Genomic DNA, 20686 nt, shown 5'->3' with positions numbered 1-20686 from the left:
ATCGATTCGACACCCGCGGCCATCGATCCGGCACGTGGATCTTCGAGTCGTGCTCAGAGTCCTGATCTGCGCGACGTACGGAGAACGCCCTGGACTAGGGGTTGTCCTGCCGATCGAGGGCTGCTTCGAGTCGATCCACCTTCGCATCGATCTCGCCAGTGCGGCCCGGCCGGATGTCTGCCTTCAGGACGAGGGACACCCGTGGGCCATACTCGCCGACGGCCTCCGTCGCCCGCCGGATCACGTCGAAGACTTCGTCCCACTCGCCTTCGATCTCGGTGAACATGGACGTCGTCCGGTTCGGAAGCCCGGACTCCCGCACGATCCGCACGGCTGCCGCCACGGCGTCATGGACGGACCCCTCTGGGCCCTCCAAGCCACTCGGTGCGACCGAGAATGCGACCAGCATGGTTCCTCCTCAGGGGCGCGAGACGGGCGGCGTCACGCGGCTGCGGGTGCTCGTTCACGCCTGCCTCCAGCCTGCCACATCGCCCTGATGCCCCACGCGAGCAACGCGATCAGGAGCCCCGCCTTCACGGTGAGCAGGAACACGAACGCCGGGTTCGCCACGAGGAGCCAGCCGTACCAGTACGGGTAGATGATGTGCGTGAAGAGCGCGACAGCCGCCACGAGGATCGCGGGCACCGAAAAGCGCGCCGGCCGGTAGACGAGTCCGAGCACGACGGGCGCCGCCAGCCACGTGACGAACTGCGGCGAGCCCACCTTGTTGACGAGCATGAGCACGACCACGAAGGAGAGCGCGAGCGAGGGCATGAGGACGCCGAACGCGGCTCCGCGGCGCGCCGCGCGAATTCCGATGAGCACGACGGCGAGCACTCCGATCGCCATGAGCGGTGTCGTGAGCGCCGCCGCGGCATCCGCCCCCGGTCCCGCGATCTGGAACGTCAGGATCTCACGGTCGTACTCGATCGTGACCGACGTCACGCCGCCGACGATCTGCCAGAGCCACCCGACGGCGAGCGGCGCCTCGATCTGCAGTCCCCGGTCGGCCTGCTCGGCGATGAAGCCGACGGCGTTGAGGCCCGATCCCGCGACGAGACTCACCCCGAGGATGCCCACGCTGAGCGCCGCCGCGACGTTGACCACGTCGCCGCGCTTGCGAGATGCGATGACGAGTGCGGCGACGAGTGCGGCCGGCCAGACCTTCACCCACGCGCCGATCGTGAGCAGCACGGCGGCCACGCGCGGCCGGCCTGCGGCCCAGAGCAGCCCGGCGATCGCGATCGGCACGGTGATCGCGTCGATGCGGCCGAGGGCGATGGGCCCGAGGAGGGCGAGGAACCCGAGCCACCACCACGCCGCGAGACGCCGGGGCCGCGAGAGCCGGGCGCGCCCGATGAGGATCGCGAAGACGATCGCATCGAGCACGGTGACGATCGCGAGCCACGTCTCGCCGTAGAGGGCCGAGCCGAATGCGAGCGCGGCCGACATGGGCGCGAACGCGAGGATCGGATAGACCCACGGCATGTCGATGCCCATGCGCAGCCAGCCGTTCGCAGCGTTCTCGGCCCACACGCGGTAGACGCCGGTCACGTCGCCGAGCGGATACCCGGGCGCAGCGAGATTGAGCCACACGAGCGCAAGGTGCACGACGGCGAAGCCCGTCCAGAGGGCGGCGCGGCCGGCGAGTGCGTGCGCGATGCCGGCGACGGATGCCGCACGCACGTCCGCCTCCGCCATCCCTGCAGCCTACCGGGGCGTCACATTCCGCCACGTGCTGACCGTGCAGCGGCGGCATCCGGAATGCTGGGGACACACCTGTCACCGGAGGCCACCCATGACCCGACGTTCACTCGCCGCGCTCCTCGCCGCGGCATCCGCGACCCTCGTGCTCGCCGCGTGCTCGGCCGGCGATGCCGGCGCCGCCTCGGGCTCCGGCGACGGCGGCGACGGCTACATCACGGCCGGCAAGCTCACGATCGGCACGGGTGAGCCCGCCTACTCGCCGTGGGTGCTCGATGACGCACCCGAGTCGGGCGAGGGGTTCGAGGCGGCCGTCGCCTACGCGGTCGCCGAAGAGCTCGGCTTGGCTGAAGACGACGTGGTGTGGGTGCGCACGACCTTCGACCAGGCGATCGCACCGGGTCCGAAGGACTTCGACTTCAACCTGCAGCAGTTCTCGATCACCGACGAGCGCAAGCAAGCGGTCGACTTCTCGTCGCCGTACTACGAGACGACGCAGGTCGTCATCACGGTCGACGGCTCCCCCGCGGCATCTGCGAGCTCGATCGCCGATCTCCAGGGCCTGCTCATCGGCGCCCAGACCGGCACCACCAGCTTCGACGCGATCGAGTCGATCATCGCGCCGACGGCCGGCGCGCAGGTGTTCAACACGAACGACGACGCGAAGCTCGCTCTCGAGAACGGCATCGTCGACGCGATCGTGGTCGACCTGCCGACGGCGTTCTACCTCACCGCGGCCGAACTCGACGGCGGCAAGATCATCGGCCAACTGCCCGCGACCAGCGGTGGCGACGCGTTCGGCCTCGTGCTCGCGAAGGACTCGGCACTCACTCCCGACGTCACGGCGGCGGTCGATGCGCTCCGCGAGAACGGCACGCTCGACGCACTCGCCACCGAATGGCTCGCCGGCGACGGCGCGGCACCAGTGCTCGAGTGACGGATGCCGCACCGGCTCGCCGGCGGGGCGTGCACCGCATGCTGGGCTAGCGTGGGCTCGTGACGGGCATCGGAGTGTCGACGGGCGCGAGCGGCGCGGGACCGGGCGGTGCCGTGCGCGAGCCGGCCTGGATGCCGAGCGACGTGGAGCTCGGGCGGCGGGCGTACCGTCGCCGGCAGACGCGCCGGTCCATCCTCGTCAGCGCACTCAGCACGCTCGTGTTCGCGGCGCTCCTCGCGGTGGCGCTCATCGGCTCACCAGGCTGGGCCAAGGTGCAGCAGTCGTTCTTCGACCCCGAGGTCGCGATCGCGGCGCTGCCGCGCGTGCTCCAGGGTCTCTGGCTGAACGTCCAGGTGCTCGTCTTCGCGAGCGTCGGCGTGCTCCTCTTCGCGTTGCTGCTCGCCACGATCCGCACGCTCCGCGGTCCGGTGTTCTTCCCGCTCCGCGCGCTCGCTGCGGGCTACACCGACCTCTTCCGCGGCATCCCGCTCATCATCGTGCTCTACCTCGTCGGGTTCGGCGTCCCCGGCCTCGACTTCTTCGGCCGCATGCCGGTCGCGTTCTGGGGCACGATCGCCCTCATCCTGACCTACTCCGCCTACGTGTCGGAGGTGTTCCGCGCGGGCATCGAGGCGGTGCATCCGTCGCAGCGGCTCGCCGCCCGTTCGCTCGGATTGAGCCACGGCCAGGCGATGCGCCGCGTCGTGCTGCCGCAGGCGATACGCAAGGTGACGCCGGCGCTCATGAATGACTTCGTCGCCATGCAGAAGGACGTCGGGCTCATCTCGGTGCTCGGCGCCATGGATGCCGTGCGTGCGGCGCAGATCGAGACGGCGCACTTCTTCAACTTCACGCCCTATGTCGTCGCGGGGCTCCTGTTCGTACTGCTCGCGTGGCCCATGATCCGGCTGACCGACTGGCTTTCGGCGCGCACGCGGGCGCGCGAGCAGGCCGGGAGCCTCGTATGAATGCGTCGCCGGCCGGACTCGAGGCGCCGCCGGTGCTCCGCCTCCGCGGCGTCCGGCGCGCATTCGGCGACCACGTGGTGCTCCGCGGCATCGACCTCGACGTCGCGGCACACGAGGTCGTCGCGCTCGTCGGGGCGAGCGGGTCGGGCAAGTCGACGCTCCTGCGCACCGTGAACCTGCTCGAACGCATCGATGACGGCGTGATCCTCCTCGCCGGTGAAGACGTGAGCGACCCGCGCACCGACGCCGACCGGGTGCGCGGTCGCATCGGCGTCGTCTTCCAGGCCTACAACCTGTTCCCCCACCTCAGCGTGCTCGACAACGTGACGCTCGCTTCGCGGCTCGTGCACCGCATCCCGCGTGCCGAGGCCGAGCGGCGCGCGCTCGAGCTCCTCGGTTCGATCGGTCTCGGCGACTTCGCGCGGTCGTTTCCCGACCGGCTCTCGGGCGGGCAGCAGCAGCGTGCCGCGATCGTGCGCGCGATCGCGACCGATCCTGAGCTGCTCCTGCTCGACGAGGTGACGAGCGCGCTCGACCCCGAGCTCGTCGGCGAGGTGCTCGAACTCGTGCGGGCACTCGCCGCCGGCGGCACCACGATCGTCATGGCGACGCACGAGATGGCATTCGCTCGCGACGTCGCCCATCGCGTGGTGTTCCTCGATGCCGGGCGCATCATCGAGGACGCCCCGGCTCGCGAGTTCTTCGCCGCGCCGCGCGAGGCCCGCTCGCGGGAGTTCCTCGCCCGCTTCCTGCCCGAGGCGTGAGTCCGAGGCGAGCCCACGGTGACCCCGCGGCTCCTGCCGCGTCAGTGCGCGAGCAATGAGCCGATGACGCCCGGCACGGCTTCTGCGATGTCGAGCGCGGTCACGGGTCCGCCGCTGACGTAGGCGCTGGCCAGTCTCGCGGCCTCGCCCTGCACGTACGCGGCCGTCGCGGCGAGTGACGTGAGCGCTTCGGCATCCGTCGCGAGCCGTTCATGGTGCGTGGCGACGAGCGCGCCGAGGATGCCGCCGAGCACGTCACCGGTGCCCGCGGTGGCGAGCCAGTGCGTCGGCGCGGTGATCGTGTAGCGGTCGCCGTCGGGGTCGCACACGTGCGTGACCGCACCCTTCAGCAGCACGGCGACGCCGAGTTCGCGGGCAGCGCGCTCGGCCCAGCCCGCGGGATCCTCGCGCACCTCCTGCTCGCTCGCGTCGATCTCGCGCTCGGTGAGCAGCGCGGCGAGTTCTCGGGCATGCGGCGTGATGATCGTGGGTGCGGTGTGCGTGCCCACGAGGTCGAGCCCGCCGGCGTCGAGCACGACCGGCACGCGAGAGGCGAGGGCGAGCTGCAGGTCGCCCTGGAGCAGGAACGAGCGGTGTTCGGGGTCGATGCCCGAGCCGACGAGCCACGCCTGCACACGACCGACCATGGTCACCGTCTCTGGGCGACGCGCCAGCACCGCCGCGCGAACCGCTCGCGGACCGGTGAACCGAACCATGCCCACGCCGGCGCGATGCGCCGCCTCGACGCCGAGCACGGCGGCTCCAGGATAATCTGGCGATCCCGTGATGACGCCGAGCACGCCGCGGCGGTACTTGTCGTCGCCGGCCACGGGCTCCATGATCCACCCGGCCGCATCCTCGGCGGTCCATTCCTGCCACGATGCATCCATGGTCCAACGATAGGTTGATGGAGATGCCTTCGACACTCGCCGCACCGATCAGCCTCTCCCCTCGCGTCGTCGTCTTCGACTACGGCGAGGTCATCTCCCGCGAGCCGACCTCGTCCGACCGCAGCGCGCTCCTCGCACGCGCGGGCGTCGCGCACGAGTCGTTCTGGGTCGCCTACTGGGCGCACCGAGACGGACTCGACCGCGGCACGACGTCGATCGCCGAGTACTGGGGAGCGATTGCGCGCGACACCGGCGCCGACTGGGGCCCGGTCGACATCCACGAACTCTGGGCGATCGACCACCGCGGCTGGCTGAGCGTCGATGCCGGCACGCTCGGCGTGCTGCACGCCCTCGCGGCCGGCGGAACCCGCCTCGCGCTGCTCTCGAACGCGGGCCGCGACTATGGCGGCTGGTTGCGCCACGGCTCCTTCGGGCCGCTCTTCGAGCGGGTCTTCGTGAGCGGGGAACTCGGCCTCGTGAAGCCCGACGCAGCGATCTACGAGCACGTGATCGGAGAGCTCGGCATCGAGGCATCCGAGTTCCTGTTCGTCGACAACAAGTCGGAGAACGTCGAGGGTGCCCGCGCCGTCGGCGGTGACGGACACGTGTTCACGGATGCCGTGGGCCTCGACTCGTGGCTGCGGGCCCTCGCATGAGCGACGACCTCAAGACCGCCCCGAGGCCGCGTCCCGCAACGCTCGACGCCCCCGGCGCCGGGGCTCTTCACCCCGATCACGATCCGCGGCCTGACGATCCGCAACCGGATCTGGGTGCCGCCGCTCTGCCAGTACTCGGTGACGGCGCGCGACGGCGTGCCGCACGACTGGCACCTCGTGCACCTCGGTGCGATGGCCGCGGGAGGTGCAGGGCTCGTCATCGCCGAGGCGACGGCGGTGAGCCCCGGGGGCCGGATCTCCGATCACGACACCGGGATCTGGAACGACGAGCAGGCCGCGGCGTGGGCCCGCATCACGCGATTCCTCCGGTCGCAGGGCGCCGCGTCGGGCCTCCAGCTCGCGCATGCCGGACGCAAGGCGTCGATCTGGCCCGAACCGATGCGGCGGCCCGGCTCGCAGCCACTCGACGAGGGCGGCTGGCCCACCGTCTCGGCTTCGGCGATCGCGTTCGACGGCTATCGCGAGCCGGTCGCACTCGACGAAGACGGCATCCTCGGCGTCGTCGAGGACTTCCGGCTCGCAGCGCGTCGAGCCGTCGCCGCCGGATTCGACGTCGTCGAGGTGCATGCCGCGCACGGCTACCTCGTGCACCAGTTCCTCTCGCCCCTCTCGAACGTGCGCACCGACCGGTGGGGCGGCAGCCTCGAGAACCGGGCGAGGCTCCTGCTCGAGATCGTGCGTGCAGTGCGTGCCGAGATCGGCGAGCGGATGCCGCTCTTCGTCCGGTTCTCGGCGACCGACTGGACCGCGGGCGGCTGGGACGAGGTGCAGACGGCGACCGTGGCCGGCTGGACCGAAGACGCCGGCGCCGACTTCTTCGACGTGTCGACCGGTGGGCTCGTCGCCTCGGCCGACATCCCCATCGGTCCGGGCTACCAGGCGCACTTCGCCGAGTACGTCGGCGAGCGGTCGGATGTCCCGGTGTCGGCCGTCGGCCGCATCACCAACGCGAGGCATGCCGACGACCTCGTCTCGTCGGGTCGCGCCGACGCGATCATGTTCGGCAAGGCCATGATGCGCGACCCGCATTTCGCCATGCGGGCCGCGCATGAGCTCGGCGCCGACACCTCGATGTGGCCGCGCCAGTACTTGCGGGCCCGGCCCGAGGTCAACGACGGCGAGTGGTGAGGGTGGTCAGCCGCCCGCCGCTGCAGACCTTCCCCTCATCACCACATCGCGCATCTCGGGCGACAATTCGCCGATCGCGATGATGTTGCCCTCACTGTCACTGAACCAGGCGCCTCGAGTGCCGGCGAACTCCGCGACGCCGTCGACCGTCTTCAACCCCGGCATGTCGTAGTCGTGGAACGTCACGCCGTGCGTGCGCAGCGCCGTCATGTCGCGGTCGAGGTTCTCGGTGACGAGGTTGAGCGCCGTGTTCTTCGCCGTGCCGGCGAACTGGGACTCGTAGACCATCACGATGGTGCCGCCGAAGTCGTAGAGGTCTCCGCCCTCGTCTGACGCGATCGGCTCGTGGCCGAGGACCTCTCGCCAGTAGTTGCGTGCGCGGACGAGGTCGGAGGCGGGCAGCACGGCCGTCGCCATGAGCTTTTCGAACATGATGTATCCTCGAATTCTTTGGGGTCGGCGTCAGTTTACGCGCGTGCCTGCCGGAGGTCATCACCCCTTTTCGGTCGCGTCAGGCGCGCTCGGTGATCGCGATGATGTTGCCCACCTCGATTTCAGACGGGGCCGCAGTCTACGCGGCACGAGCCGATGCGGACACCGCCCAATGCGGGGCACTCAGGATCGCCTGGTCGCGTCCTGTACCTCCCCCACGAGCTCCTCGATGATGTCTTCGAGGAAGAGCACGCCGGTCGTGCCGCCGTCGCCGTCGAACGCGCGCGCGACATGGATTCCGAGGCGCCGCATCGTGGCGAGCGCGTCTTCGAGGTCGGCACCGTCGTAGATCGACACCAGCCGGCGCACTCGCTTCGCAGGGATCGGGTCGTCGAACTCGTCGTCGTCGAGGTCGATCACGTCTTTCAGGTGCACGTAACCGACCGGCTCGCCCTGGACGTCGAGGATCGGATAGCGCGAGAAGCCGTGCCGTGCCACGCAGCGCTCCACGTCGCCCGGCGTCGCCGCGGGCGGCAGGCTCACGAGCCCGTCGAGCGGCAGCGCGACATCCTTCACCCGCTTGGTGGTGAACTCGAACGCGGCGGTGAGCGTTCCGCTCGCATCGAGGAGCACGCCCTCACGACGCGACTGGTTGACGATCGTCTGCACCTCCTCGAGCGTGAACGTGCTCGTCGCCTCGGTCTTCGGCTCGACGCCGAAGAGCCGGAGCACCCCGTTCGCCGTCGCGTTCAGCGCGACGATGATCGGGCGGAAGATGCGCGCGACCAGCACGAGCGGCGGGGCGAGCACGAGCACGGCGCGATCGGGCACCGAGAACGACAGGTTCTTCGGCACCATCTCACCGAGGACGACGTGCAGGTACGAGACGAGCACCAGGGCGACGATGAACGCGACCGTCGAGATGACCTCCTCCGACCAGCCCGTCAGGTGCAACGGCACCTCGAGCAGGTGATGGATCGCGGGCTCGGAGACGTTCAGGATGAGCAACGAGCAGACCGTGATCCCGAGCTGGCTCATCGCGAGCATCAGCGTGGCGTGCTCCATCGCCCAGAGGGCCGTCTTCGCGCTCCGGCTGCCGGCCTCGGCGAGCGGCTCGATCTGCGAGCGCCGCGCGGAGATCACCGCGAACTCGGCACCGACGAAGAAGGCATTGGCCGCGAGCAGCACGAACAGCCAGGCGATTCCGACCCAGTCGCTCATCGCACGCCCTTCCTGTTGATGTCGTCGACCGCGGGCGCAGGATCCGGCACGAAGCGCAACCGATCGATCCTGCGGCCGTCGAGGCGCTGCACGATAAGCATTCCCTCGTCGATCGGCACCTCGTCGCCGGCGACGGGCAAGCGGCCGAGCCGGCTCATGACGAAGCCGGCGACGGTCTCGTAGTCGCCGTTCTCGGGAACACGGATGCCGGTGCGCTCGATCAGCTCGTCGGGCCGCAGGATGCCGGGGAAGCTCACGACATCCCCGCGGCGGACGACGCCTGCACGCGTACGGTCGTGCTCGTCGGCGACCTCGCCCACGAGCTCCTCGACGAGGTCCTCGAGCGTGGCGACGCCCGCGGTGCCGCCGTACTCGTCGACGACGACCGCCATCTGGAACCCGCGGGCCCTGAGCTCGCCGAGGAGCGTGCCGAGCTTCATCGTCTCGGGCACTCGGAGCGCCTCGGACTGGAGCGCAGAGGTCGGGACATCCGACCGCTTCTCCCGCGGAACCGCGACCGCTTGCTTGACGTGCACGAGGCCGACGACGTCGTCGAGGTTCTCGTCGTACACGGGGAAGCGCGAGAACCCCGTCTGCCGGGCGAGCTCGAGCACGGCCTCGGCCGGCTCGAGCCGCTGCACCGCCGCGACGGCCGGACGCGCGGTCATGACATCGGATGCGTCATGGTCGGCGAACCGGAGTGTGCGGCCGAGCAGGGTCGCCGTGTCCTGCTCGAGGAGCCCGGCGCTCGCGGAACGCCGGACGAGCGACGAGAGCTCCTCGGCGGAGCGAGCGCCCGAGAGCTCCTCCTTCGGCTCGATGCCCACCGCGCGCAGCAGCGCGTTCGCACTGCCGTTCAGGAGCGAGACCGCTGGGCGGAACACCCACGTGAACGCCGCTTGGAACGGCAGCACGATGATCGCGGTCTGCCGCGGCAGCGCGAGCGCGAAGTTCTTCGGCACGAGCTCGCCGAGCACCATCGAGAGCAGCGTCGCGACGGTGACCGCGACGATCGTGCCGAACGGGCGGATGAGCCCCTCCGGCAGGCCGACCGCCGCGAGCGGCCCTGCGAGGAGCGAACTGATCGCCGGCTCCATCGTGTAGCCCGTGAGGAGCGTCGTGAGCGTGATGCCGAGCTGGGCGCTCGACAGGTGCGTCGACGTGATCTTGAGTGCGGCGATCGTGAGGCCGAGCCTCGTCTCGCCCTTCGCGCGCCTCGCCTCGAGTTCCGCACGGTCGAGGTTCACGAGCGCGAACTCGCTGGCGACGAACAAGCCCGTGCCGATCGTGAGGAGGAGTCCGATGCCGAGCAGGATCCACTCAGACATCCGCACCTCCCCTGACGGTCACGGGCGAGGGTCTATGGCCGGGTTCGGTCGCAGAGGGGGGGTCATCCATGGTCTCGCCAGTATATCGGCGGGGTCCGCGACCCTTCCGAGCTGTAACCCGGCCGTCACACGCGCGCTACCAGCTCACCGGCAGCGCCTTGCCCTCTTCGTAGCCTGCGGCCGATTGCACGCCGACGAGCGCACGCTCGCGGAACTCCTCGATCGACCGGGCGCCGGCGTAGGTGAACGAGCTGCGCACCCCAGAGGTGATCATGTCGAGCAGGTCTTCCACCGACGGGCGCAGCGGGTCGAGGTAGATCGACGACGACGAGATGCCCTCGGCGAAGAGCTCCTTGCGGGCGAGCTCGTACGGCGAGAGCCGGTCGAAGCGCTCGCGCACGGCCTTCGTCGACGCCATGCCCCAGCTCTCCTTGAAGAGGCGACCGGATGCGTCGCGCCGCAGCGTGCCCGGAGCCTCGATCGTGCCCGCGAACCACGAGCCGATCATGACGGATGCCGCACCGGCGGCGAGCGCGAGCGCCACGTCGCGCGGATACCGTACGCCGCCATCGGCCCACACAGCCGCGCCGTGCTCGCGCGCCGCCTCGGCGGTCTCGAGCACGGCGGAGAACTGCGGACGGCCGACGGCCGTCATCATGCGCGTCGTGCACATCGCGCCGGGGCCCACGCCGACCTTCAGCACGTCGGCACCGGCCTCGACGAGGTCGGCGACCGCATCGGCGGTCACGACGTTGCCGGCCACGATCGGCACGCCGAGGCCGAGGTCGCGCACGATGCGCACCGCGCGGATCATGCCGTCCTGGTGCCCGTGCGCGGTGTCGATGACGAGCATGTCGACGCCCGCGGCGGCGAGCGCCGTCGCCTTCGCGGCGACATCCCCGTTGATGCCGACCGCGGCGGCGACGCGAAGGCGGCCGTGGGCATCGACGTTGGGTTCGTAGATCGTGCCGCGCAACGCGCTCTTGCGGCTGAGGGTACCGACGACGCGGCCGTGCTCGAGCACCGGTGCGAAGTCGAGGTCGGCTTCGACCATCAGGTCGAACGCGCGCCGGGGCGAGTCGACGTCGTCGGCATCGAGCGAGGCGAGCCCGCCGTGCACCAGGTCGCCCAGTCGTGCGTCGGGCAGGGCGGTCGCGAGCCTCGTCGCGGCGATGCATCCGACGTACTCACCTCGCGAGTCGTGGAGCACGATGCCGTGACCCTCGACGGGAGGCAGGGAGGCGAGCGCGTCGGCGACCGTCGCGTCGGGCGCGAAATCGTGGGGGATGTCGAATCGCGGCGATTGCGCCTTCACCCAGCGGATCGCCTCATCGAGGTCTTGCAGGTGCAGGTCTTGGGGCAGCACCCCGAGACCGCCGCGACGGGCGAGGGTCGCTGCGAGACGCGGCCCGGTGATGGAGTTCATGTTCGCCGAGACGATGGGAACGGATGCCCCTGACCCGTCTTCTGGCGCGAGCGAGACGTCGAGTCGGCTCGTGACGGCGGAACGGCTCGGCACGAGGAACACGTCGGAATACGTGAGGTCGTGTCGCGGCGTGGTCCGGTAGAACTGCATGCCATCCACGCTACCGCCGCAATGGGGAACCCGAGTCCGGCAGAGGGGTTTAGGCTTGTGTGGGTGATCGCGCACGATGCGCCGGGCGTGCATCGTGAACGCCGCCAGCAGGTTATCCAGCATCAATGGAGAGAGTGGGCGAGAGGCTGTGTCGAGCCAATTGACCGGGTCAGGTTCCGACGAGACCACGTCGGCCGAGTACGGAGCCAACGAGTGGCTCGTCGACGAGATGTACGAGAAGTTCCTCGCAGACCCTGAATCGGTCGACAAGACGTGGTGGCCGGTGCTCGAGCACTACCGCCAGGTCCGCACCGGCGCCGGCGACGGCAACGGCAACGGCGACGGCACTGCGACGGCTGCGGCCCCGCCGCCCGAGCCGGCCGCGCCGGATTCCGCCGGGCCCGCTCCGCAAGCCCCCACACCCGTCGACGCCGCGCCCGCTGAGGCTGCGACATCCGAGGCGCCGCCGGCAGCCGCTGCACCGGCACCCGCGCCCGCCGCGCCGGCACCGACGCCCGCCGCGCCGGCCGCACCGGCACTCGCAGAGCCCGCACCCGCTGCAGGGGCTGCTGCACCGGCCGAGCCCGCACCGATCACCTCCGCCATACCCGTCATCACGCAAACCCCCGAGGCGCGCACCACCTCGGTCGCCCCTCGCACCCAGCCGGTCCCGGCAGACGTGCCGATCACGAGCCCGCAGCCCGTCGTCGAGTCGGAGCGCGAAGACGAGATCGTCCCGCTGAAGGGCCTGCCGAAGACCCTCGCGGCGAACATGGACCAGAGCCTCTCGGTGCCCACCGCGACGAGCGTGCGCACCATCCCGGCGAAGCTCATGATCGACAACCGCATCGTGATCAACAACCACCTCCGTCGCTCACGCGGCGGCAAGGTCTCGTTCACCCACCTCATCGGCTGGGCGATCATCCAGGCACTGAAGGAATTCCCGACCCAGAACGTCTACTACGCCGAACCCGACGGAAAGCCGAGCGTCGTCAAGCCGGCCCACATCGGCCTCGGCATCGCGATCGACCTCCCGAAACCCGACGGCAGCCGGGCCCTGCTCGTGCCCGCCGTCAAGCGCGCCGAGACGATGTCGTTCAACGAGTACCTCGCCGCCTACGAAGACCTCGTGCAGCGCGCACGCCAGAACAAGCTGAAGGCCGACGACTTCTCGGGCGGCACGATCTCGCTCACGAATCCCGGCGGCATCGGCACCGTGCACTCGGTGCCGCGCCTCATGAAGGGCCAGGGCTGCATCATCGGCGCCGGCGCGCTCGAGTACCCGGCCGAGTTCCAGGGCTCGTCCGAGAAGACCCTCGCGAACCTCGCGATCGGCAAGACGATCACGCTCACGTCCACGTACGACCACCGCGTCATCCAGGGCGCGGGCTCGGGCGAGTTCCTCAAGAAGGTGCACGAGCTCCTCATCGGGCAGCGCGGCTTCTACGAGAACATCTTCGCCGCGCTCCGCCTCCCCTACGAGCCGATCCGCTGGGCGCCCGACATCTCGGTCGACATCGCGAGCGCGATCGACAAGACGGCTCGCGTGCAGGAGCTCATCAACTCGTTCCGGGTGCGCGGCCACCTCATGGCCGACACCGACCCGCTCGAGTACGTGCAGCGCTCGCACCCCGACCTCGACATCGCGAGCCACGGGCTCACCTTCTGGGACCTCGACCGCGAGTTCGTCACGGGCGGGTTCGGCGAGAAGCGCACGGCGCTCCTGCGCGACATCCTCGGCGTGCTCCGCGACTCCTACTGCCGCACCATCGGCATCGAGTACATGCACATCCAAGACCCAGTGCAGCGCAAGTGGATCCAGGGCGAGGTCGAGCGCAGTTACGAGAAGCCCACCCACGATGAGCAGATGCGCATCCTCGGCAAGCTCAACGAGGCAGAGGCGTTCGAGACCTTCCTGCAGACGAAGTACGTCGGCCAGAAGCGCTTCAGCCTCGAGGGCGGCGAGTCCGTCATCCCGCTCCTCGATGAGATCCTCCAGGGCGCTGCCAAGGAGGGCCTCGACGAGGTCGCCATCGGCATGGCCCACCGCGGCCGCCTCAACGTGCTCACGAACATCGCCGGCAAGACCTACGGCCAGGTGTTCCGCGAGTTCGAGGGCACGCAAGAGCAGAAGTCGTTCTCGGGCTCGGGCGACGTGAAGTACCACCTCGGCACGTCGGGCACCTTCACGGCCGACGACGGCCACCAGATTCCGGTCTCACTCGCCGCGAACCCGTCACACCTCGAAGCCGTCGACGGCGTGCTCGAGGGAATCGTGCGCGCGAAGCAGGACCGCAAGCCCATCGGCACCTTCTCCACGCTGCCGATCCTCATCCACGGCGACGCCGCGATGGCCGCGCAGGGCGTCGTGTTCGAGACGATGCAGATGTCGCAGTTGCGGGGCTACCGCACCGGCGGCACGATCCACGTCGTCGTGAACAACCAGGTGGGCTTCACCACTGTGCCGGGCGACGCCCGCTCGTCGATCTACTCGACCGACGTCGCGAAGACCATCCAGGCGCCGATCTTCCACGTGAACGGCGACGATCCCGAGTCCGTCGTCCGCGTCGCCGAGCTCGCGTTCCGCTACCGCCAGGAGTTCAAGCGCGACGTCGTCGTCGACCTCGTCTGCTTCCGCCGTCGCGGCCACAACGAGGGCGACGACCCCTCGATGACGCAGCCGCTCATGTACAACCTGATCGAGGCGAAGCGCTCGGTGCGAAAGCTCTACACCGAGGCGCTCGTCGGCCGCGGCGACATCACTGAGGAGGAGTACGAGGAGGCGCACCGCGACTTCCAGGACCGCCTCGAACGCGCCTTCGCCGAGACGCATGCCGCCCAGACGGGTTCGATCCCGATCGTCGGCGCCACCGACTCCCGCCGCGAACCCGAGGTCGCGCCCACGGGCGAGCTCGAGACCACCGGCGTCTCCACCGATGTCGTGTACGCCGTCGGCGACGCGTTCAACAACAAGCCCGCGGGCTTCACGGTGCATCCGAAGATCCAGCAGTTGCTCACGAAGCGACTCGACATGAGCCGCAACGGCAACATCGACTGGAGCTTCGGCGAGCTCCTGGCGCTCGGCTCGCTCCTGCTCGAGGGCACGCCGGTGCGCTTCGCCGGCCAAGATGCACGACGCGGCACGTTCGTGCAGCGCCACGCGGTGCTCCACGACCGTGTCAACGGCCAGGAATGGCTGCCGCTGCAGAATCTCTCCGACAATCAGGCCAAGTTCTGGATCTACGACTCGCTGCTCAGCGAGTATGCCGCGATGGGCTTCGAATACGGCTACTCCGTCGAACGCGCCGATGCGCTCGTTCTCTGGGAGGCGCAGTTCGGCGACTTCGCCAACGGCGCGCAGACCATCATCGACGAGTTCATCTCTTCGGCCGAACAGAAGTGGGGCCAGCGCTCGAGCGTCGTGCTCCTGCTCCCCCACGGCTACGAGGGCCAGGGTCCCGACCACTCGAGCGCCCGCATCGAGCGGTACCTCCAGCTCTGCGCCGAGAACAACATGACGGTCGCACGCCCCTCGACTCCCGCGTCGTACTTCCACCTGTTGCGCCGCCAGGCCTACCAGCGTCCGCGGCGTCCGCTCGTGGTCTTCACGCCGAAGGCCATGCTCCGCCTCCGTGGTGCGACGAGCGAGGTCGCCGACTTCACGAGCGGCCGGTTCGAGCCCGTGATCGACGACGCTCGGATCACCGACAAGGCCGCGGTCAAGCGCGTCGTGTTCCTCTCGGGCAAGATCTACTACGACATCGTGGCCGAGCTCGAGAAGAAGCCGAACCCCGAGATCGCCGTCGTGCGCCTCGAGCAGCTCTACCCGCTTCCCGCGGTCGAGTTGAAGGCCGTCGCGAACGCCTACCCGAACGCCGAGCTCATGTGGGCGCAAGACGAGCCCGAGAACCAGGGTGCCTGGCCGTACTTCGTCATCGAGACGAACAAGCTCGGCGCGCGTCGGGTCTCGGTCGTCGCCCGCACCGCCGCCGCGTCACCCGCCACGGGATCCGCCAAGCGCCACGCGATCGAGCAGGCCGAGCTCGTGCGCCGCGCAACGACCCTCTAGCCCCGAAACGACGAACGAAGGCGAGCGGATGCCACGCGGCATCCGCTCGCCTTCGTCGTTCGTCGAAGCCTGCGTGAACGCGGCCCGTCAGTCGACGAGTACGCCGTGACCCGACTGGATGTCTCGGATACGGGTCAGCACGATGGTGCGCAGCTCTTCAGGCGCGCTCTCGCGGCACGCCCGCTGCACCACTTCGGTGATCGCGACGCCGACGCGAAGCTCTGCCCGGCAATCGAGGCAGTTCTCCACGTGCTCACGAATGTCGGCCGCATCCTCGCGGCGCAGTTCGTGGTGCAGGTACTCTTCGAGTTCGGCTCTCGCCTTCTCGCAACCGCAGTCGGTCATCGTTTGCTCCTGGTCGGTTGGGGCGCCGGCTGGTCGGCCGCGAATCCCTGTTCGCGGGCGTAGTCGGCGAGGGACTCGCGAAGCAGCCGGCGGCCACGGTGCAGGCGGCTCATCACGGTCCCGATGGGTGTGTTCATCATGTCGGCGATCTCCTGGTAGGAGAAGCCCTCGACGTCAGCGAAGTACACGGCGAGCCTGAAGTCCTCGGGAAGCGCCTGGAGGGCGTCTTTCACGGCGCTGTCGGGCAGGTGGTCGATCGCCTCGGCCTCGGCCGAACGGCTGGCCCGTGCCGTCGTCGACTCGGCGCCGCCGAGCTGCCAGTCCTCGAGCTCGTCGATCGTGCCCTGGTAGGGCTCGCGCTGCTTCTTGCGGTAGCTGTTGATGAAGGTGTTGGTGAGGATGCGGTACAGCCACGCCTTCAGGTTCGTGCCCTGCCGGAACTGCGCGAACGCGGCGAAGGCCTTCACGAAGGTCTCCTGCACGAGGTCCTGCGCGTCGGCGGGGTTCTTCGTCATGCGCAGCGCCGCGGCGTAGAGCTGGTCGATGAACGGCAGCGCCTGCTCTTCGAAGAGCTCGCCGAGCGGCCGGGTCTCGTCAGTCGGTGTGGGATCGGTCTCGTCGGCAGTCATCACCGGCAATCCTAGATCGTCGAACAGGGCGATCGTCGGGCGTTCGAGTACAGCAGGCGACACGCGCACCATCTCCTTCCGCGTCAGCTGACGCTACTGTTGATAACCGATGCAGATTTCGAGGTATTCCGCACCCGAGTTCGATCCGTACGGCGAAGCGAGGCAGACCGAGACGGATGACGGGTGGCGGGCGCCGGTCGCCGTGCGCCCGGTCTCCGCCGTGCTCGACCTTCCCGGGTCGAAGTCGCTCACGAATCGCGAGCTCGTGCTCGCCGCGCTCGCCGACGGGCCGTCGGTGCTGCGTGCTCCGCTCTGGTCCCGCGACAGCGAGCTCATGATCGAGGCGCTGCGGTCGCTCGGCACCGGGTTCGAGCGCCAGCCCGGATCCGGCGGGTTCGGCGACGACCTCCGGGTCATCCCCGCCGAAGAGCTCCTCGGCTCGACGACGATCGACTGCGGACTCGCCGGCACCGTCATGCGGTTCATGCCCCCCGTTGCGGCACTCGCGCTCGGGCCGACGACCTTCGATGGCGACGAGGGCGCGAGGCGCCGTCCGATGGCCGCCTCGATCCAGGCCCTTCGCGCGCTCGGCGTCGATCTCGACGACGACCGTCGCGGCACCCTGCCGTTCACCGTGCACGGCACCGGCCGCGTCGAGGGCGGCGCGCTCGAGATCGACGCCTCGGCGTCGAGCCAGTTCGTGTCGGGCCTCCTGCTCTCGGCCGCTCGGTTCGAGAAGGGACTCGACCTGCGGCACACGGGCGAGCGCCTGCCGAGCCTGCCGCACATCGAGATGACCATCGAGACGCTGCGCGTCCGCGGCGTCGAGGTGTCGAGCCCCGAGACCGGTCGCTGGGTCGTCGCGCCCGGCCCGATCGCGGCCGTCGACGTCGACATCGAACCCGATCTCTCGAACGCCGCACCGTTCCTCGTCGCTGCGCTCGTCGCCGGCGGTTCCGTCACGATCACGGGCTGGCCGTCCGAGACGACCCAGGTGGGCGCGCAACTCGTCGACCTCCTGCCTCGCTTCGGCGCACGCGTCGAGCGGGAGCCCGGCCGCGTCACGGTGCACGCGCCCGAGCGCACGGCAGACGGGGGCCGTGGCATCCGTGGGGTGGAGCTCGATCTCAGTGAGGCCGGGGAGCTCGCACCGAACCTCGTCGCCCTTGCGGCACTGGCCGACGAGCCGAGCACGATCACCGGCATCGGCCACATCCGCCATCACGAGACCGACCGCCTCGCCGCGCTCGCCGCCGAGCTGAACGGCCTCGGCGGCCGGGTCACCGAGCTCGACGATGGGTTGCGCATCGAGCCGGCACCGCTCCATGCGGGGCCGTGGCGGGCGTACGCCGATCACCGCATGGCCACGAGCGGGGCGATCATCGGCCTCGCCGTGCCGGGTGTCGTCGTCGACGACATCGCCTCCACCGGCAAGACCCTCCCCCAGTTCACGGAGCTCTGGGAGCGGATGCTCGCATGAGCTGGTGGAGCTCCGACGACGAGGAGGACGAGCCCGAGTACGACGAGTCCGACATCCGGGTGCGGCCGAGCCGGCGCGGGAGCCGGCCGCGCAGCAAGATCCGTCCCGAGCATGCCGACGCGATCACCGGATCGGTGCTCGGCGTCGATCGCGGTCGGTACGCGGTGCTCCTGAACGAGGATGAGCCCGACGAGCGCGAGATCACGGCAGCCCGGGCGAGCGAACTGCGTCGCAAATCGGTCGTCACCGGCGACCATGTGGATCTCGTCGGGGACACCACGGGTGAAGCCGGCACGCTCGCCCGGATCGTGCGCATCGGCGAGCGATCGACGCTCCTCCGCCGCAGCGCCGACGACACCGACGAGGTTGAGCGCGTCATCGTCGCGAACGCCGACCAGATGCTCATCGTCGTGGCCGCCGCGAATCCCGAGCCGCGCATCAGGCTCGTCGACCGCTACCTCGTCGCGGCATTCGACGCCCGCATCCAGCCCCTCCTCTGCATCACGAAGACCGACCTGGCCGACCCCGCCGTCTTCCTCGAGAACTTCGCCGGCCTCGACCTGCCGGTGTTCCTCAGCAGCACCGAGCGAATGCCGCTCGACGAGATCACCGAAGCACTCATCGGCCATCGCACGGTCTTCGTGGGGCACTCGGGCGTGGGCAAGTCGACCCTCGTCAACGCCCTCGTGCCGAGCGCCGAACGCGCCATCGGCCGGGTCAACGAGGTGACCGGCCGAGGCCGGCACACCTCGTCGTCGACGATCTCGTTCCGCGTCGTCACCGATCACGGTTCGGGCTGGGTCATCGACACCCCCGGCGTGCGATCGTTCGGGCTCGGCCACGTGAATCCCGAGAACATCCTCGGCGCCTTCACCGACCTCGCTCGCATCGCCGAGCAGTGCCCGCGAGGGTGCACGCATCTCCCCGACGCCCCCGACTGTGCGATGAACGAGGCCGTCGAGGCCGGCGGGCTCGGCGAGACCGGGCGGGCCCGTCTCGACTCGCTGCAGCGCCTGCTCGGCACCTTCGCCGCGGCGTGAGCCCCCGAGAAGGACCGGCAGCGTCATCCGGAGCCGACTGTCAGGCGGCCGTGCCTAGCATGGACGGATGACCGATGCTCGACTGACCACCGGGGACCTCGCGCCCGATTTCACACTCGACGACCAGGACGGCCGGCCGGTGACGCTCTCGTCGCTGCGTGGCTCGAAGGTCGTGCTCTACTTCTATCCCGAGGCGATGACCCCCGGGTGCACCACCGAGGCGTGCGACTTCCGCGACAGTCTGAACTCGTTCTCGAGTGCCGGAATCCGCGTGCTCGGCGTCTCGAAAGACGACGTCCCGAAGCTCAAGCGCTTCGCCGAGCGCGACCGGCTGAACTTCACGGTGCTCTCCGACGATGACCTCGCCGTGCAGCAGAGGTACGGCGTCTGGGGCCAGAAGGCGCTCTACGGCAAGATCGTGATCGGATCCATCCGCTCGACCTTCGTCATCGGCGAAGACGGCCGCATCGAGCGAGCGCTCTACAACGTGAAGGCCACCGGGCACGTCGCACGGTTGCGCCGCGAGCTCGGCCTCGACGCCTGAGCCTCACGAAGCGGGCAGGTCCTCGGGGCGCGTGTACGCGAGGCGTACGGGCGTCCACAACAGCAGCCCGATGACGGTGATCGCGGGCACGAGCAGCGGCCATCCGATATCAGGTCGTGCGAAGAGGCCCTGGAACGCGCCCACGGCGATCGAGAGCTGCAGGATCTGCCAGACGATGGCGGATGCGCGCGACCACGGTGCGCGCCGGAGTGAGGCGACGGCGACCGCACCGACCCAGATCGCACCGATCACGACGATCACGAGCAGCGCGATCGCCGTCGCGTACGACGACGGCCGCGCGACGACGAGATCGACGAGCAGCCACACGACGACGGCCACGAGTGCTGCCGCCTCGAGCAGCAGCAGCGTGCTGACGACGACCAGAGCTGCGCGCACCCCTCCGTCGGCAGGTGCCCCGCTTTCAGGTGTTGCTCCGGATGCCGCGGCGGCGGCGTCGTGTCCGTCGTCGTGATGCCCGTCAGCGCGTTGATTCACAGCGTTATCCCATACACGGCTATTGATTCGATCTCTCCGCTATGCGACCATTTATGAGGCCGAGTTGATGCTCACAGGGACGTGAGCTGATCAGTCCTGATCCTACTTCCCGTGATTCGGCCTTTCCCCCCTGCAGCACAGCCGGAGCCCCGGCAGCGCACGCATGCGCGTCTGCAATCGAAGTACGCAAGGAGCATCTCCATGGATTGGCGCGACAAAGCCGCCTGCCTCACGGCTGACCCGGAACTCTTCTTTCCGGTCGGCAACACTGGTCCCGCAGTCGACCAGATCGAGAAGGCGAAGGCTGTCTGCGCGCGGTGCACGGTCACGGAGATCTGCCTGCAATACGCACTCGAGACCGGCCAGGACTCCGGTGTGTGGGGTGGCCTGAGCGAAGACGAGCGTCGCGCGCTGAAGCGCCGCGCCGCTCGCGCCCGCAGGGCTTCCTGAGGCGCGATC

At 69.5% G+C, this 20686-nt stretch carries 20 protein-coding genes; 10 read left to right on the top strand and 10 right to left on the bottom strand.

What is annotated here, in order from left to right:
* Nucleotides 1-94: 94 nt before the first annotated feature.
* Both QFZ29_RS04915 and QFZ29_RS04910 read right to left on the bottom strand, forming a co-directional pair.
* A complete protein-coding gene (locus tag QFZ29_RS04915) occupies nt 95-409 on the bottom strand; it encodes a thiamine-binding protein (RefSeq protein WP_306893111.1) in 315 nt (104 codons plus the stop codon).
* Between the two features lie 32 nt (nt 410-441).
* A complete protein-coding gene (locus QFZ29_RS04910; protein WP_306893110.1) occupies nt 442-1701 on the bottom strand; it encodes a hypothetical protein in 1260 nt (419 codons plus the stop codon).
* A gap of 97 nt (nt 1702-1798) precedes the next feature.
* Between QFZ29_RS04910 and QFZ29_RS04905 the strand changes: the two genes are divergently transcribed.
* The 3 genes from QFZ29_RS04905 to QFZ29_RS04895 all read left to right on the top strand — a co-directional run bounded on the left by QFZ29_RS04905 (nt 1799) and on the right by QFZ29_RS04895 (nt 4373).
* The gene (locus QFZ29_RS04905) at nt 1799-2641 is read left to right on the top strand and encodes an ABC transporter substrate-binding protein (RefSeq protein ID WP_306893109.1); all 843 of its coding nucleotides are present in this window, start codon (nt 1799-1801) and stop codon (nt 2639-2641) included.
* A 131-nt stretch (nt 2642-2772) separates the two neighbouring features.
* Nucleotides 2773-3609: an amino acid ABC transporter permease gene (locus QFZ29_RS04900; RefSeq protein WP_306896603.1), complete on the top strand. Its 837-nt coding sequence runs from the start codon at nt 2773-2775 to the stop codon at nt 3607-3609.
* Nucleotides 3606-4373 (top strand): amino acid ABC transporter ATP-binding protein, encoded by a 768-nt coding sequence (locus QFZ29_RS04895; protein ID WP_306893108.1) that lies wholly within the window; start codon nt 3606-3608, stop codon nt 4371-4373. Before QFZ29_RS04900 ends, QFZ29_RS04895 begins: the two co-directional genes overlap by 4 nt.
* Before the next feature lie 41 nt (nt 4374-4414).
* On the opposite strand, the gene QFZ29_RS04890 is transcribed toward QFZ29_RS04895, so the two are convergent.
* On the bottom strand, nt 4415-5263 hold the full coding sequence (locus QFZ29_RS04890; protein ID WP_306893107.1) for an ADP-dependent NAD(P)H-hydrate dehydratase: 849 nt from the start codon (nt 5261-5263) through the stop codon (nt 4415-4417).
* Between the two features lie 23 nt (nt 5264-5286).
* Between QFZ29_RS04890 and QFZ29_RS04885 the strand changes: the two genes are divergently transcribed.
* Together QFZ29_RS04885 and QFZ29_RS04880 are read left to right on the top strand one after the other, a co-directional pair.
* Nucleotides 5287-5919 carry an HAD family hydrolase gene (locus QFZ29_RS04885; protein WP_306893106.1) on the top strand — a complete coding sequence of 211 codons (633 nt, stop codon included), beginning with the start codon at nt 5287-5289 and terminating at the stop codon, nt 5917-5919.
* A 75-nt stretch (nt 5920-5994) separates the two neighbouring features.
* Nucleotides 5995-7068: an NADH:flavin oxidoreductase/NADH oxidase gene (locus QFZ29_RS04880; RefSeq protein ID WP_306896601.1), complete on the top strand. Its 1074-nt coding sequence runs from the start codon at nt 5995-5997 to the stop codon at nt 7066-7068.
* 6 nt (nt 7069-7074) lie between these two features.
* Here the strand turns inward: QFZ29_RS04880 and QFZ29_RS04875 are convergent, their stop codons facing one another.
* The 4 genes from QFZ29_RS04875 to QFZ29_RS04860 form a co-directional block, all read right to left on the bottom strand.
* The gene (locus QFZ29_RS04875) at nt 7075-7500 is read right to left on the bottom strand and encodes a VOC family protein (protein ID WP_306893105.1); all 426 of its coding nucleotides are present in this window, start codon (nt 7498-7500) and stop codon (nt 7075-7077) included.
* A 183-nt stretch (nt 7501-7683) separates the two neighbouring features.
* Nucleotides 7684-8721 carry a hemolysin family protein gene (locus QFZ29_RS04870; RefSeq protein ID WP_306893104.1) on the bottom strand — a complete coding sequence of 346 codons (1038 nt, stop codon included), beginning with the start codon at nt 8719-8721 and terminating at the stop codon, nt 7684-7686.
* Nucleotides 8718-10049: a hemolysin family protein gene (locus QFZ29_RS04865; RefSeq protein ID WP_306893103.1), complete on the bottom strand. Its 1332-nt coding sequence runs from the start codon at nt 10047-10049 to the stop codon at nt 8718-8720. The genes QFZ29_RS04870 and QFZ29_RS04865 overlap by 4 nt, the downstream gene beginning before the upstream one ends.
* Nucleotides 10050-10185: 136 nt before the next feature.
* Nucleotides 10186-11625, bottom strand: a complete 1440-nt coding sequence (locus QFZ29_RS04860; RefSeq protein WP_306893102.1) for a GuaB1 family IMP dehydrogenase-related protein — start codon at nt 11623-11625, stop codon at nt 10186-10188.
* A 148-nt stretch (nt 11626-11773) separates the two neighbouring features.
* Here QFZ29_RS04860 and QFZ29_RS04855 point away from each other — a divergent pair, with 148 nt between their 5' ends.
* A complete protein-coding gene (locus QFZ29_RS04855; RefSeq protein ID WP_306893101.1) occupies nt 11774-15694 on the top strand; it encodes a multifunctional oxoglutarate decarboxylase/oxoglutarate dehydrogenase thiamine pyrophosphate-binding subunit/dihydrolipoyllysine-residue succinyltransferase subunit in 3921 nt (1306 codons plus the stop codon).
* Between the two features lie 87 nt (nt 15695-15781).
* Here the strand turns inward: QFZ29_RS04855 and QFZ29_RS04850 are convergent, their stop codons facing one another.
* Together QFZ29_RS04850 and QFZ29_RS04845 are read right to left on the bottom strand one after the other, a co-directional pair.
* Nucleotides 15782-16039, bottom strand: coding sequence for a zf-HC2 domain-containing protein (locus tag QFZ29_RS04850; RefSeq protein ID WP_129522445.1), 258 nt, complete (start codon nt 16037-16039; stop codon nt 15782-15784).
* Complete coding sequence (locus QFZ29_RS04845; RefSeq protein WP_206737360.1) at nt 16036-16668, bottom strand: sigma-70 family RNA polymerase sigma factor; 633 nt, start codon at nt 16666-16668, stop codon at nt 16036-16038. The genes QFZ29_RS04850 and QFZ29_RS04845 overlap by 4 nt, the downstream gene beginning before the upstream one ends.
* A gap of 109 nt (nt 16669-16777) precedes the next feature.
* Here QFZ29_RS04845 and aroA point away from each other — a divergent pair, with 109 nt between their 5' ends.
* From aroA to bcp, 3 genes are all read left to right on the top strand, one after another.
* Complete coding sequence (gene aroA, locus QFZ29_RS04840) at nt 16778-18148, top strand: 3-phosphoshikimate 1-carboxyvinyltransferase (RefSeq protein WP_306893100.1); 1371 nt, start codon at nt 16778-16780, stop codon at nt 18146-18148.
* The gene (rsgA, locus tag QFZ29_RS04835; protein WP_306893099.1) at nt 18145-19188 is read left to right on the top strand and encodes a ribosome small subunit-dependent GTPase A; all 1044 of its coding nucleotides are present in this window, start codon (nt 18145-18147) and stop codon (nt 19186-19188) included. The genes aroA and rsgA overlap by 4 nt, the downstream gene beginning before the upstream one ends.
* A 67-nt stretch (nt 19189-19255) precedes the next feature.
* Nucleotides 19256-19732, top strand: coding sequence for a thioredoxin-dependent thiol peroxidase (gene bcp, locus QFZ29_RS04830; RefSeq protein ID WP_306893098.1), 477 nt, complete (start codon nt 19256-19258; stop codon nt 19730-19732).
* Between the two features lie 3 nt (nt 19733-19735).
* Here the strand turns inward: bcp and QFZ29_RS04825 are convergent, their stop codons facing one another.
* Nucleotides 19736-20227 (bottom strand): hypothetical protein, encoded by a 492-nt coding sequence (locus QFZ29_RS04825; protein WP_306893097.1) that lies wholly within the window; start codon nt 20225-20227, stop codon nt 19736-19738.
* 201 nt (nt 20228-20428) lie between these two features.
* Here QFZ29_RS04825 and QFZ29_RS04820 point away from each other — a divergent pair, with 201 nt between their 5' ends.
* A complete protein-coding gene (locus QFZ29_RS04820; RefSeq protein WP_056730333.1) occupies nt 20429-20677 on the top strand; it encodes a WhiB family transcriptional regulator in 249 nt (82 codons plus the stop codon).
* Nucleotides 20678-20686 lie beyond the last annotated feature (9 nt).

The organism is Agromyces albus, from assembly GCF_030815405.1.
GTDB lineage: Bacteria > Actinomycetota > Actinomycetes > Actinomycetales > Microbacteriaceae > Agromyces > Agromyces albus_A.
Note: the sequence above shows the minus strand (reverse complement) of the source record. Positions and strands in the feature narration are given on the sequence as shown.

Bases quoted from the DNA above. Each gene is read 5' to 3' on its own strand.
- QFZ29_RS04915 (WP_306893111.1), bottom strand. From the start codon at position 409: ATGCTGGTCGCATTCTCGGTCGCACCGAGTGGCTTGGAGGGCCCAGAG.
- QFZ29_RS04910 (WP_306893110.1), bottom strand. From the start codon at position 1,701: ATGGCGGAGGCGGACGTGCGTGCGGCATCCGTCGCCGGCATCGCGCAC.
- QFZ29_RS04905 (WP_306893109.1), top strand. From the start codon at position 1,799: ATGACCCGACGTTCACTCGCCGCGCTCCTCGCCGCGGCATCCGCGACC.
- QFZ29_RS04900 (WP_306896603.1), top strand. From the start codon at position 2,773: ATGCCGAGCGACGTGGAGCTCGGGCGGCGGGCGTACCGTCGCCGGCAG.
- QFZ29_RS04895 (WP_306893108.1), top strand. From the start codon at position 3,606: ATGAATGCGTCGCCGGCCGGACTCGAGGCGCCGCCGGTGCTCCGCCTC.
- QFZ29_RS04890 (WP_306893107.1), bottom strand. From the start codon at position 5,263: ATGGATGCATCGTGGCAGGAATGGACCGCCGAGGATGCGGCCGGGTGG.
- QFZ29_RS04885 (WP_306893106.1), top strand. From the start codon at position 5,287: ATGCCTTCGACACTCGCCGCACCGATCAGCCTCTCCCCTCGCGTCGTC.
- QFZ29_RS04875 (WP_306893105.1), bottom strand. From the start codon at position 7,500: ATGTTCGAAAAGCTCATGGCGACGGCCGTGCTGCCCGCCTCCGACCTC.
- QFZ29_RS04870 (WP_306893104.1), bottom strand. From the start codon at position 8,721: ATGAGCGACTGGGTCGGAATCGCCTGGCTGTTCGTGCTGCTCGCGGCC.
- QFZ29_RS04865 (WP_306893103.1), bottom strand. From the start codon at position 10,049: ATGTCTGAGTGGATCCTGCTCGGCATCGGACTCCTCCTCACGATCGGC.
- QFZ29_RS04860 (WP_306893102.1), bottom strand. From the start codon at position 11,625: ATGCAGTTCTACCGGACCACGCCGCGACACGACCTCACGTATTCCGAC.
- QFZ29_RS04850 (WP_129522445.1), bottom strand. From the start codon at position 16,039: ATGACCGACTGCGGTTGCGAGAAGGCGAGAGCCGAACTCGAAGAGTAC.
- QFZ29_RS04845 (WP_206737360.1), bottom strand. From the start codon at position 16,668: ATGACTGCCGACGAGACCGATCCCACACCGACTGACGAGACCCGGCCG.
- aroA (WP_306893100.1), top strand. From the start codon at position 16,778: ATGCAGATTTCGAGGTATTCCGCACCCGAGTTCGATCCGTACGGCGAA.
- rsgA (WP_306893099.1), top strand. From the start codon at position 18,145: ATGAGCTGGTGGAGCTCCGACGACGAGGAGGACGAGCCCGAGTACGAC.
- bcp (WP_306893098.1), top strand. From the start codon at position 19,256: ATGACCGATGCTCGACTGACCACCGGGGACCTCGCGCCCGATTTCACA.
- QFZ29_RS04820 (WP_056730333.1), top strand. From the start codon at position 20,429: ATGGATTGGCGCGACAAAGCCGCCTGCCTCACGGCTGACCCGGAACTC.